The 12,228-nt window shown below is 43.7% G+C and carries 12 protein-coding genes; 8 read left to right on the top strand and 4 right to left on the bottom strand.

Annotated elements, in window-relative coordinates; all coding sequences use genetic code 11:
• Position 1: 1 nt before the first annotated feature.
• Positions 2-487 carry a lipocalin family protein gene (locus L0P88_RS21380; RefSeq protein WP_247131909.1) on the bottom strand — a complete coding sequence of 162 codons (486 nt, stop codon included), beginning with the start codon at positions 485-487 and terminating at the stop codon, positions 2-4.
• 94 nt (positions 488-581) lie between these two features.
• Positions 582-2,561 (bottom strand): thiamine pyrophosphate-dependent enzyme, encoded by a 1,980-nt coding sequence (locus L0P88_RS21375; RefSeq protein WP_247131908.1) that lies wholly within the window; start codon positions 2,559-2,561, stop codon positions 582-584.
• A 79-nt stretch (positions 2,562-2,640) separates the two neighbouring features.
• Here L0P88_RS21375 and L0P88_RS21370 point away from each other — a divergent pair, with 79 nt between their 5' ends.
• The 6 genes from L0P88_RS21370 (at position 2,641) to L0P88_RS21345 (ending at position 8,808) form a co-directional block, all read left to right on the top strand.
• Complete coding sequence (locus L0P88_RS21370; RefSeq protein WP_247131907.1) at positions 2,641-3,591, top strand: isopenicillin N synthase family dioxygenase; 951 nt, start codon at positions 2,641-2,643, stop codon at positions 3,589-3,591.
• A 2-nt stretch (positions 3,592-3,593) separates the two neighbouring features.
• Positions 3,594-3,923: a translation initiation factor gene (locus tag L0P88_RS21365; RefSeq protein WP_247131906.1), complete on the top strand. Its 330-nt coding sequence runs from the start codon at positions 3,594-3,596 to the stop codon at positions 3,921-3,923.
• A 142-nt stretch (positions 3,924-4,065) separates the two neighbouring features.
• Positions 4,066-4,998, top strand: coding sequence for a DUF1835 domain-containing protein (locus L0P88_RS21360; protein ID WP_247131905.1), 933 nt, complete (start codon positions 4,066-4,068; stop codon positions 4,996-4,998).
• A gap of 12 nt (positions 4,999-5,010) precedes the next feature.
• The gene (locus L0P88_RS21355) at positions 5,011-5,877 is read left to right on the top strand and encodes a nucleoside phosphorylase (protein WP_247131904.1); all 867 of its coding nucleotides are present in this window, start codon (positions 5,011-5,013) and stop codon (positions 5,875-5,877) included.
• A gap of 53 nt (positions 5,878-5,930) precedes the next feature.
• Positions 5,931-7,970, top strand: coding sequence for a polyphosphate kinase 1 (gene ppk1 / locus L0P88_RS21350; RefSeq protein ID WP_247131903.1), 2,040 nt, complete (start codon positions 5,931-5,933; stop codon positions 7,968-7,970).
• Positions 7,957-8,808 carry a substrate-binding domain-containing protein gene (locus L0P88_RS21345; protein ID WP_247131902.1) on the top strand — a complete coding sequence of 284 codons (852 nt, stop codon included), beginning with the start codon at positions 7,957-7,959 and terminating at the stop codon, positions 8,806-8,808. Before ppk1 ends, L0P88_RS21345 begins: the two co-directional genes overlap by 14 nt.
• Here L0P88_RS21345 and L0P88_RS21340 read toward each other — a convergent pair.
• On the bottom strand, positions 8,805-9,209 hold the full coding sequence (locus L0P88_RS21340) for a response regulator (RefSeq protein WP_247131901.1): 405 nt from the start codon (positions 9,207-9,209) through the stop codon (positions 8,805-8,807). The genes L0P88_RS21345 and L0P88_RS21340 overlap by 4 nt on opposite strands.
• 83 nt (positions 9,210-9,292) lie before the next feature.
• A complete protein-coding gene (locus L0P88_RS21335) occupies positions 9,293-9,958 on the bottom strand; it encodes a uracil-DNA glycosylase (RefSeq protein ID WP_247131900.1) in 666 nt (221 codons plus the stop codon).
• A 208-nt stretch (positions 9,959-10,166) separates the two neighbouring features.
• On the opposite strand from L0P88_RS21335, the gene L0P88_RS21330 reads away from it, so the two are divergent.
• Positions 10,167-11,177, top strand: coding sequence for a dipeptide epimerase (locus L0P88_RS21330; RefSeq protein WP_247131899.1), 1,011 nt, complete (start codon positions 10,167-10,169; stop codon positions 11,175-11,177).
• Positions 11,178-11,183: 6 nt separating this feature from the next.
• On the top strand, positions 11,184-12,218 hold the full coding sequence (locus L0P88_RS21325; protein WP_247131898.1) for a DUF1611 domain-containing protein: 1,035 nt from the start codon (positions 11,184-11,186) through the stop codon (positions 12,216-12,218).
• Positions 12,219-12,228 lie beyond the last annotated feature (10 nt).

The raw sequence follows: 12,228 nt of genomic DNA, 5'->3' as shown, positions 1-12,228 counted from the left end.
TTTATTTTTTTGAAAATTCGTAAACAATGGTGACCAATTCACCATCAACATTTGCATTAGACTTTAATACCATTTGTTGTTCGTCCAGACTGGTAATATTCAATCGGTACCCTACTCCGCCAGAAATGTCCTTATACTTCTCATCAATGAATTTGAACTGTAACTGACTACTGTAGTTTTGTGCAGGCTCAATAACGGACCAACGAATGTACCTATCCCCTCCTTGACATAGGGATCCGCCTTTTATGGTATATCGCCCAGTACTGTTATTGTCCCTAAAAAACCATTCGCTCCCCTCAAAACAAATGTCCTTGGCATCATCAAATAGAACGGCCTGAAAGTTTCCGGTGTTGTTTTCATACCTAATATTGTCCAGGGACCACGTGCCACTGAACAAATTGCGTTGGGAACGCACAGACTTGGTGGTGGTACAGGACCCCAACAAAATCGTAAACACTCCTAGCAAAATACTTGTTTTTCTTATCATATCGTTTGGATTATACTATTGGTACATACGCAAAAACTGCAGCAATGGTTTTCCATATCACATCAATTTGTCGAAAAAAGGCACTTCTAAAAAACTAATAGGCCAGGAGTTCCAATAAGTCATCCTCAAAACGTTTTTTAGGCAAAAAACCCTCCTCCAAACTTTTGGCAAAAGGAACCGGAGTATCCAAACTTGCCACCCTTTTGATCGGGCCATCCAAATATTCAAAGCAGTGTTCCGTAACCATTGCGGAAATGTCACTTGCCACCCCTCCAAAAAGCGTATCTTCCTGGAGTATGATAAGTTTGCCCGTTTTTTGAACCGATTGGTATATTGTTTCGGTGTCCAATGGAGCCAAAGTTCGTAAGTCAATTAAATCCGCTGATATATTGGAATGCCGTTCCAAGGTTTCCAAAGCCCAATGTACGCCAGCACCAAAGGTAACGATTGAAACATCATTTCCCTCCTTCAAAAGCGAGGCCTTACCCAGTGGCAAGGTGTAATACGCCTTTGGTACATCACCGGAAATACTGCGGTAAAGTCCCTTGTGTTCAAAGAACAGTACCGGATTGGGATCGTTGATACTGGCGGTCAACAGTCCCTTGGCATCCGCAGGAAATGCGGGATACACCACTTTAAGTCCAGGGGTTTTGGTAAACCAAGCTTCATTGGTCTGGGAATGGAAGGGTCCGGCACCCACCCCTCCGCCACACGGCATTCGTATGACCACATCTGCATTTTGTCCCCAACGGTAATGAATTTTTGCCAAGTAGTTGACAATGGGGTTAAACCCACTGCTTACGAAATCGGCGAATTGCATTTCCACTACCGCCTTCATGGAGTTGATGGAGAGGCCCATTGCCGCGGACACAATAACGGATTCGCAAATAGGGGTATTCCGAACCCTATTTCTACCAAATTCCTTTACAAAACCTTCCGTTATTTTAAACACTCCCCCATATTCCGCAATGTCCTGTCCCATAAGGACCAACTCATTGTGTTCTTCCATCGACTGCCGTAAACCCTGGGATACCGCATCCACAAAACGTATTTCCTGGGTATCCAACACACCGGGTTCAATGGGTTTATCTTCGGTTTTTTGATAGATATCATCCAACTCCCTTTTTCCATTAAATACAACCGGATCCTCATCAAAAGCCATTTTTAGGCTCATGTTGATTTCCTCCATATAATCCGTTTTGAGCTTCTCTATTTTCTTATCGTTCAAGATACCCTGCTTCAATAAAAAGGCTTCAAAATTGGCTATGGGATCTTTCTTGGCCCATTCCTTAATCGTTTTTTCCGGTACATATTTGATGCCGCTGGCTTCCTCATGTCCACGCATACGGAAGGTCTTGAACTCAAGAAGTACGGGGCGTGGTCGTTTTCTTAAGGCCTTACAGAGTTCATTGACCTTTGTGTAGACTTCCAAAATATTGTTTCCTTCAATAATTCTGCCTTCTATCCCATATCCCTTTGCCCTGTCCGCCAGATGTTCACAATTGTATTGTTCCCTGGTAGGCGTGGACAGGCCGTAACCATTGTTTTCGATACAAAATAAAATGGGTAGGTTCCAAACGGAGGCCACGTTCAATGCTTCATGAAAATCCCCTTCACTGGTAGCTCCTTCCCCTGTAAAAACTGCGGTGACCCTTTTCTTTTTTCGAATTAAATCGGCCAGTGCTATTCCATTGGCGACCCCAAGTTGTGGCCCCAAATGGGAAATCATCCCAACAATTTTATGTTCTTGACTGCCAAAATGAAAACTTCTGTCCCTTCCTTTTGTAAATCCGCTGGCCTTCCCTTGCCATTGTGCGAAAAGTCGTTTTAAAGGAACATTGCGTGTGGTGAACACCCCAAGGTTTCGATGCATGGGAAGGATGTATTCGGAGTCCTTGAGGGCGGAGGCAACGCCAACGGATATGGCCTCCTGTCCCATTCCACTGAACCATTTGGGAACCTTACCCTGCCGGAGCAGGATCAACATCTTTTCCTCTATCATTCTAGGTTTTAGCATACGTCCGTAGAACCGGAGCAATTCTTCTGGGTTCAAATCCCCAATATGGTAGCGCATATAGTTGTTGTTATGTATCCAAAAGTAGTAAAAAGGGCAAGATTGCTTACTTTTGGAGGTAATCAAAAAACAAAGAACCATGAGTGCCATACCAAGTGTTCACCTGGGGGATTTTTTATCCGATGACCCTGCCAAAAAGGAAAAATTTGTTCAAGAAATTGGAGCAGCTTTTGAGGATATTGGATTTGTGGCCTTAAGCGGTCATTTCCTGTCCAATGAACTGGTGGAAAAGCTCTATGAAGAGATAAAACATTTCTTTGGATTGCCACAGCAAACCAAAGACAAGTACGAAATAGCGGGAATTGGGGGGCAACGGGGCTATACCTCATTTGGAAAGGAACATGCCAAAGGACGAAAAGAAGGGGATTTAAAGGAATTTTGGCATTTTGGACAATATGTGGAGAACGATTCCAAACTGGAAAAGGAATATCCGGAAAACGTGACCGTGGAGGAACTTGCCGATTTCAATACCGTTGGAAAAGAAGCCTATAAAATGTTGGAGAAAACGGCACAGTATGTATTAAGGGCCCTGTCACTTCATTTGGGCCTGGAAGAGACCTATTTTGATCAATATATCAAAAATGGGAATTCCATTCTCCGGCCCATACACTACCCTCCCATTACCGAAGAACCAAAAAATGCCGTTAGGGCAGCGGCCCATGGGGACATTAACCTTATTACCCTTTTAATGGGCGCCCATGGCAAAGGATTGCAAGTGAAAGATCATCAAGGAAATTGGGTGGATGCCATCGCCAGACCGGATGAACTGATGATCAATGTGGGGGATATGCTATCGCGTTTAACCAACAATAAATTGAAATCCACTATCCACCAGGTAGTGAACCCCCCCAGGGAACTTTGGGGAACTTCCCGCTACTCGATTCCTTTTTTCATGCATCCGATCAGTGAAATGTCGTTAAATTGCTTGGAAAACTGCATAGATGAGGCCCATCCAAAACAATTTGAGGATACTACGGCAGGCGATTATCTAAATGAACGTTTAATAGAATTGGGTTTGGTAAAAAAATAGTCATGGATCTAAAGGACCAACTTAAAAACCTTTTTCCGGACCATGTACCCCATGAAACCGGGCAGGAAGGGGAAAAAAAGACGGGGTTTTGGTTACAGGACGAGCCCATTATTTGCAAATACGAAAAACGAAAAGGAAAACCGGTAACCATTTTGGAAGGATACAATGGGGCACCCTCCGATTTCAAAAAACTGACCAAATCCCTGCAAACCTTATTGGGGGTTGGAGGGAGCCATAAAAACGAAACCATTATTATTCAGGGCGATTTTCGGGATAAGATCATGGAATTCCTAACCGATAAAGGATTTTCCGTAAAACGGGTTGGAGGGTAGTTAAATAGGTAGTAATTAGTCAATTATAATCGACCAACTGTTAAATTTATCGTTCATTAACCAACCTTTTAAAGGAAATATTTTTGTTTTCTTCCTTTAAATCTTACTTTTAATTTTCTAACCAACGAAACAACACTTGAAAATGAAATCACTGTTGCACATTACCAACGGGGATAGTTTCACCGAAAGATTAAAAACGCTTCCCTTTAAAGGTGACATTGTTACCTGGAGGGAGATGCTATGTGAAGGTAAAACACTCAGTAGCGTAGGTAGTGAATCATTCTGGAAAACGAGATTTGAGTTTTTGAACAAAAACTACCGCATCAGCAAATCCTGGTTCGTAGAGAAAACCTTGAAGGAATACCGTTCCCTGTGCAGTCACAAGCAACAAGACCAAATTGTACTTTGGTTTGAATATGACCTATTTTGCCAGATCAATATGCTCGCGGTCCTTAGCTGGCTCAAAACCTATAGGCGTCACGCGGAAATCTCATTGGTCTGCAGTGGAAAGGAGGACAATACCGAACGGCTTTATGGACTCAATGAACTTTCGGACGAGCAGCTCACCGAGATTTATGAGCGACGTATCATTTTATCCCAAGATGATATTGAATACGCCGATTACGTTTGGCAATTGTACTGCAGCGACAATCCTATGCGACTGGAGAACTTGGCTGATTTTGACAGCTTCCAATTTAAGTATCTTTCCGAAGCGATACAGGCACATTTACAGCGTTTTCCAACGATAAAGAATGGTCTTAACGCTGTTGAAAACACTGTTTTGGGCGTCGCAAGGGAACAAAAACCAAAGTCCAAAAGGGATTTGATCGGTAAAATACTTCAAAACCAAGGCTTTTACGGTTTTGGGGACTCCCAGTACGAACGGATGATTACCACCTTAAAGCCCCTATTTTCCTCTTTTAACCCTGTACGTTTATCCACCAAGGGAAAAGCGATTTTGGAAAAGAGGGAAAACTACTATTCCCAGTTAAGGGACGAGGACTATTATTTGGGAGGTGCCCTTAAATACAATTTCCTTTACAATACAGAAACCGATCGTATTTTAAAACTGTAACTCCGTTACTGTATGCCCATTGGCGAGTCCGAGCTGATTTTGAATGCTGATGGTAGCATTTATCATCTAAACCTACTTCCGGAGGATATTGCCCCTACGGTCATTGTTGTGGGTGACCCCAACCGCGTTCAACAGGTATCCCGGTATTTTGACACTATCGAGCTCAAAAAGCAAAAGCGGGAGTTCCTAACACATACGGGTATGCTCAATGGGAAAAGATTGACCGTGCTTTCCACAGGTATAGGTACCGGAAATATTGATATCGTTTTGAACGAATTGGACGCTTTGGTCAATATTGATTTTTCAACGCGTGAAATCAAACCAACTGGCAACACCCTTGATATTGTTCGTATCGGCACCTCAGGTGCACTACAGCCCGATATCCCCGTGGATTCCTTTTTATTGTCCCATTATGCCATTGGATTGGACGGTATTCTCCATTTCTACGAGAAGGAGCATGTGGAAATTGATGAAATGACCCAATCCTTAATTGCCCATTTGGGTTGGACGGAGAAAGGCATTGTTCCCTATACCACAATATGCCATCAAGAACTGGAAAAACAATTAGAATCAAATCGTATACGATTGGGAATGACCCTCACCAATGCTGGGTTTTACGGCCCACAGGGGCGGGAATTACGCCTAAAACAAAAATTGACGGACTTCCATTCCAAATTGGCTTCATTTCGCTACCAGGACAAATCCATTACCAATTTGGAAATGGAAACGGCCACCATTTATGGACTCTCCAGGCTCCTTGGTCATAGGGCAGTGTCCCTGAATGCCATCCTGGCCAATCGGCCTTTGGGGACCTTCTCAAAAAATCCCCTAAAAATGGTGGATTCCCTGATCAAACTAAGTTTGGAACTCCTTACTTAACACTAGCTTTAACTTAACCGTCCAGCTTATCCATATTTTTGAAAAAACAAGATATGGAAAGACCCCTTAAAAATCGGGATATCAATTGGCTGTATTTTAACGAACGTGTCTTGTTGGAAGCTGACAACAAAGATGTCCCCCTTTTGGAGCGGTTAAAATTCCTGGCCATTTTTTCCTCAAATTTGGACGAATATTTCAAAGTAAGGATTTCACAGTTGCGGCAGTTGAAAAATGTGGATAAAAAGCTACGGAAGAAACTGGTACTCAAACCCAACAAAAAATTAAAGTTTATCCTAAAGACGGTTGCAAAACAACAAGAACTTTTTGGGCGTATTATAGCAAGGACCTTAGGGGAACTTAGGAAACATCAAATATTCATACGACAAACCACAGAACTGAACAATACCCAAAAAGAATATATAGGGCAATTATTCGATACCGAGATAGCCCAGCATTGTACAATCATTGATGTTCTGAATTACGCCAATCTGGAAGATGGGGAGTTGTACCTGGTCCTGTCTCTGGGCGAAAGGGATTTTTCGGTTATCAATATACCCACAAAGGCCTGCGGTCGTTTTTTTGAGATTCCCGGGGAGGGACACAATTACCTTTTTTTGGATGATATCATTAAAATGAACGCCCATAAATTGGTGCCGCATCAAACCATTTTGGGCGCGTATTCCATAAAAATGTCCAGGGATGCTGAGCTGTACCTTGAGGATGACTATACGAACACCGAATTAGTGGAAAAAATATACCAATCGTTGGGCAAACGGCAATCCGGACAACCTACGCGTTTGCTTTACGATGGAAACATGCCCGAAGCTTTAAAAAGCAGCATTACAGAGTCGCTGGATCTGGGGGAAGCAGATATGGTATTGGGAGGAAAATACCACAATATGTCCGATTTTTTTAGCTTTCCCATCCCTCCCGACCAAAGCCATTTGTCCTACGAAGAAAGGGCACCCCTACCGCACCCTATTCTCTCTTTTACAGATGATATTTTTGAAAGCATCCTTAAAAAAGACCAATTGGTCCATTTTCCTTACCAGGAATTTGGCATGGTGGAGAACTTTGTCCGTTCCGCAGCGGAATCACCTACCGTTCGAAGCATAAAAATGTCCCTTTATAGGATTGCAAAGACTTCGGCATTGACCGATTCCTTGCTAAGAGCATTAAAAAACGGAAAGGAAGTGGTTCTTTTTGTAGAGGCACAAGCCAGGTTTGATGAGCAGAACAATATCAAATGGGGCCGAATTTTTGAACAGCATGGCGCAACCGTACTCTACAGCGTTCCAAACATTAAAGTGCATTCCAAGGTTGCCTTGGTAGAACGGGTCGTTGAAGGGGAGGTACAACGTTTTGCCTTTATAGGTACGGGTAATTTTAATGCAAAGACCGCAAAAATCTACTGTGATCATGGCCTTTTTACCGCCAATGCCCAAATAACCAAGGATTTGAACCAGGTATTTAAAGTATTGGAACGCAAGTTGATCATTCCCAAATTAAAATACTTATTGGTGTCACCTTTCACGACCAGGATTACCTTTTTGGATTTGATCCAACAGGAAATTGCCCATGTTCGTGCCGGCAGAACGGGGAAAATTACCATTAAGATGAATAGTCTGGAAGATTCCAAAATGATCAAAGCATTGTACCGGGCCAGTGAGGCAGGAGTGGAAATTAGGCTATTGGTCCGTGGGTTTTGCTGTTTGCTGCCAAGGTCCAATGAAGAAATGGCCAAGGGTGAAAGGCCCATACATATCACCAGCATCGTTGACCGTTATTTGGAACATGGTAGGATTTATCTGTTTGAAAATGGTGGAGCCGAAATCATGTATATTGGTTCGGCGGATTGGATGACAAGGAATTTGGACAGGAGAATAGAAGTACTGACCCCTATCCTGGATAAGGAGATTTTTCAAGAGCTTAAGGATATTTTGGATCTGCAGCTCAACGATACCATAAAAGCAAGGGTTCTAGACGGGGAGGATAGCAATAAAAAAGTACAGGGAAGGATTGGGGAACCTGGATTACGGTCACAATATGCCATTTACGATTATCTAAAAACAAAACTGAATGAAAACAGTTAACGTCTGCGGTGTTCCGGAACATTTTAACCTCCCTTGGCATTTTGCCATTGAGGAAGGGGCCTTTAAAGAAAGGGGAATTGACGTAGTTTGGAAGGATGTTCCCGAAGGAACGGGGAAGATGGGTAAACTGCTACAAAACGGCGAAACGGATTTGGCCATTATCCTTACCGACGGTATCGTAAAGAGCATCTCCGAAGGAAACCCAAGCAAGATTGTACAAGCCTACGTAGCATCCCCCCTACTCTGGGGAATTCATGTGGATGGGAAAGGTAATCTGCAAACCATCCAAGAACTTGAGGGGAAAAGGGCCGCCATTAGTAGGTATGGCAGTGGAAGCCATTTAATGGCATTTGTACACGCCCAAAGCCAGGGGTGGGATACCACAGAACTGAAATTTGAGGTAATCGATCACCTGAATGGGGCCATCAAGGCCTTGAATGAGGGAAAGGCCGACTATTTCATGTGGGAACACTTTACAACAAAGCCATTGGTTGATGAAGGTACCTTTAAAAGGCTTGGAGACTGCCCTACGCCATGGCCTTGTTTTGTTATAGCTGGAAACCTGCACTTTTTGGAAAATAATAGGACATTGGTACAGCACATTTTGGAAGTCATCAATAATTATACGTTGGAATTTAAACAGATACCAAGTATCGATAGAACTTTTGCCAATAGCTATGGTCAGCGTTTGGAGGACATCAGGGAATGGTTATCCTTAACGGTTTGGTCACAACAACCGCTTTCTGCGGACATATTGGAGCATGTTTTGGAAAAATTGGAATCATTGGGCCTTCTAAGCGGGGCCATCATGCCTTCCGATATTATTTGGGAACACTAATAAAAATGTTTCTTGATAAGGGCCCGAAACTGTAAATCGGAAAGCGGCTTTTGAGCCGTATCGGAAACATTGGGCATATCCATGGCCCGTTGTACCGCATGGTCAATATCCAAAGAGGTCAACATCACGATTACAATGTTCTTTTTGAGGGTCGAATCAAACTTTTCTTCAAATGCCTCCAAAAATTCCCAACCATTCATTACCGGCATATTCGTATCCAAAATGAGCAAACACGGCATCAAGTCGGCCTTTCCATTTGAAGTTAAAAAATCGATTGCCTCCTGACCATTGCCCACTACGTTGATTTCAATGGAAGAGTCCACCTGCTTGACAAAAAATGTATTGAGGAAATTTGTGGTATTATCATCATCCACCAATAAAACAGATCTAGGCTTGCCCACGTTATCAGAAATTTCTTAGCTTATAATAGTAGCAAACGTAATCTTTTTCTTTAAATTTTAACAAATGTCAGAATTTTAATAATTCACCATGTTATCAACGATTTTCCCATTTGTCCTAAGAGTTCATTGGTTTTACCAAAGTGGCCGTTTCCAAACCAAAGCCCCCTGTTGGCACTTAAGGGGGAAGGGTGTCCGGATGTAAGAATATAATGCTTGGAGGTATTGATCAATGCCGCCTTCTTTTTTGCAAAACCACCCCAAAGTAAAAAGACCACTCCTTGCAAATTATTGGAAACCGTTTGGATTACAGCATCCGTGAACCGTTCCCATCCCTTGTTTTGATGACTTCCCGCTTGGTGGGCCCTCACGGTCAATGTGGCGTTTAGGAGCAGTACCCCCTGTGAAGCCCAACGCTCCAAATTTCCACTTGTGGGATAAGGGGTCCCAACATCTACTTTTATCTCCTTAAAAATATTGACCAGGGACGGTGGATGCGGAATTCCATCCTTAACGGAAAAACAAAGACCATTCGCCTGATTGGGCCCGTGATAGGGATCTTGTCCAATAATGACCACTTTGGTCCCATAGAAGGGGCAATGGTCAAATGCGGCAAAAATATCCCTTCCCTTGGGATAACACGTAGTGGTTTGATACTCTTTTTTTACAAAGTGGGTCAACGCCACAAAATAGTCTTTCTCAAACTCACTTTGCAGTTGCGCTTTCCAAGATGGTTCAATTTGTACGCCCATTCTTACTTTTTTTGGTCAGTTTATAGAGTAAATAGCCAATTCCAACTATAAAGTGAAGTACAATAACAATGGCAATAATATAAATGATGGTGTTGTCTCCCCTCATACATAAATAATTGGATGAAATCAGTTCAAATTTAACAAGTAGGCATATATTTACTAGTCAAGAGATTGATTTATTATGAAGGTTTCCTATGAAATTAGGTATTTGAAGAAAAGATTTCCCCTACGCATTAGCCGGGGTGTCCGGGATGGGCAGCACAATCTATTTGTTTCGGTTTCCGATGGAACTTATGTTGGCCTGGGAGAGACCTCCCCGGGAGCCTCCGAAGGGGCAGCTACGGCCGAAGAAGCACAGGCACATTTGGAACGGTTTGTAAAGGATACATTGGATTTGTCAAGTCCACAAATCGTATACGATATGGCAATTGCCTCCGGAATAGCGCCCTGCGCCCTTGCGGCATTGGATATAGCCCTTTGGGACCTAAAAGCAAAGCAAGCACAAATGCCCCTGTATCAATTATTGGGATTTTCAAAACCAAGTAAGCCCACCTCCATTACTTTGGGGATAATGGCCCCTGAAGAGGCCAAAGAGCGCTTGCCCCTTATTTTGGAACAGGATGGAATTCGTACACTAAAAGTGAAATTGGGAAATCCAGAGGGGATAGAAGCGGATAAAGCCATGTACCGGGAAGTATTGGCCTACCACAAAAGCTACCCCATCTCCATTCGTGTGGATGCCAATGGCGGCTGGAACGTTGAAGACGCCATACATATGATGAAATGGCTCGCCGATAGGGAGTGTGGATATGTTGAACAACCCTTAAAAGAGGGCGAGGAAACCTCTTTGCCGGAGCTTTACAAAAACCGGCCCTTACCCATTTTTGTTGATGAAAGCTGCCGTTTTGCTACGGATATTCCCAAATGGGCCCATGCCGTGGACGGCGTGAATATGAAATTGATGAAGTGCGGCGGAGTCACCGGTGCATTACGCATCATTGCCACGGCCAATGCCTTTGGACTAAAAACCATGATTGGCTGTATGGGGGAAACCTCCATATCCATTGCCGCGGGAGCTGCGGTTTCAGGAATATTAGATCATATTGACCTGGATTCCCATCTCAACCTAAATCCCGATCCCTGCGAAGGCGCACCCCTGATCAATGAAATTACCATGCCCCTGGATGTTCCCGGACATGGTGGCAAATTCAAAATATAGATTCAAATGTTTGAACACCACCAGAAACTTGCCATTTTTATGGAAGGTGCGCTGGATAATGACTCCGGCAAAATGGGATTTGGGCTTATGCGTTTCTCCAAACATCCCATTGTTTGTGTGATTGATTCCAATTACAAAAGAAAATCCGTCTCGGAAGCTGTAGGGCTCCCCTATTCCATTCCAGTTGTGGCCACCGTGGATGAAGCCATCCAATTGGAGGCTGAAATAATGGTATTGGGAATCGCCCCAAGTGGCGGTCGTTTTCCGGCAGAATGGGATGGCCCGGTTTCCCATGCCCTGGAAAATGGCCTTTCCGTGATCAATGGCCTTCATGACGACCTCAATGCCCGCTTTGGACATTTAGTGAAGCAGAATACCATCTGGGATGTTCGTAAGCCGCAACACGCTTATCCCATCGCAACGGCAAAAGCGACCGAACTGAAGAACCAACGGATTTTAATGGTTGGTACGGATATGGCAGCCGGTAAAATGACGGCCGGTCTGGAGCTGTATGCCGCCCTAAGGGAAAAAGGCGTAAAAGTTGGGTTTGTCCCTACAGGGCAGATTGGTATTACACTCATGGGCAATGGGATTCCATTGGATGCCATTAAAGTGGACCAAGCGGCCGGCGCCGTTGAACAGGCTGTTTTGGAACAAGCCCATAATGACATTATCATCATTGAAGGACAAGGTTCCTTGGCACATCCCGGTAGTACGGCCACCCTGCCCCTCATGCGGGGATCACAGCCCACACATCTCATAATGTGCCATAAGGCCGCCTATTCCCATCTACGTTATCCAGTTTCCCATATTCCCATACCCCCATTGGATGAGTTCATTCAACTGAATGAAGCCGTTGCCAAGGTTTGCGGTTCCCAAAATACGGCAAAGACCATTGGGATTGCCCTAAATACAGTAGGGTTGAATGCATCTGAAGCAGAAAAAAAGATGGAGGAAATTGAAAGCAGTACAAAATTGCCCGCAACGGACGTCGTTCGTTTTGGTGTGGAGAAATTGGTCAATGCCATTTTAAAATCATAAAAACCGAATT

This window comes from Muricauda sp. SCSIO 64092 (assembly GCF_023016285.1).
Taxonomy (GTDB): Bacteria; Bacteroidota; Bacteroidia; order Flavobacteriales; family Flavobacteriaceae; genus Croceivirga.
This window is presented reverse-complemented; position numbering and strand designations above follow the sequence as displayed.

Excerpts from the sequence above, each read along its gene's own strand:
- L0P88_RS21380 (WP_247131909.1), bottom strand. The coding sequence starts at position 487 with ATGATAAGAAAAACAAGTATTTTGCTAGGAGTGTTTACGATTTTGTTG.
- L0P88_RS21375 (WP_247131908.1), bottom strand. The coding sequence starts at position 2,561 with ATGCGCTACCATATTGGGGATTTGAACCCAGAAGAATTGCTCCGGTTC.
- L0P88_RS21370 (WP_247131907.1), top strand. The coding sequence starts at position 2,641 with ATGAGTGCCATACCAAGTGTTCACCTGGGGGATTTTTTATCCGATGAC.
- L0P88_RS21365 (WP_247131906.1), top strand. The coding sequence starts at position 3,594 with ATGGATCTAAAGGACCAACTTAAAAACCTTTTTCCGGACCATGTACCC.
- L0P88_RS21360 (WP_247131905.1), top strand. The coding sequence starts at position 4,066 with ATGAAATCACTGTTGCACATTACCAACGGGGATAGTTTCACCGAAAGA.
- L0P88_RS21355 (WP_247131904.1), top strand. The coding sequence starts at position 5,011 with ATGCCCATTGGCGAGTCCGAGCTGATTTTGAATGCTGATGGTAGCATT.
- ppk1 (WP_247131903.1), top strand. The coding sequence starts at position 5,931 with ATGGAAAGACCCCTTAAAAATCGGGATATCAATTGGCTGTATTTTAAC.
- L0P88_RS21345 (WP_247131902.1), top strand. The coding sequence starts at position 7,957 with ATGAAAACAGTTAACGTCTGCGGTGTTCCGGAACATTTTAACCTCCCT.
- L0P88_RS21335 (WP_247131900.1), bottom strand. The coding sequence starts at position 9,958 with ATGGGCGTACAAATTGAACCATCTTGGAAAGCGCAACTGCAAAGTGAG.
- L0P88_RS21325 (WP_247131898.1), top strand. The coding sequence starts at position 11,184 with ATGTTTGAACACCACCAGAAACTTGCCATTTTTATGGAAGGTGCGCTG.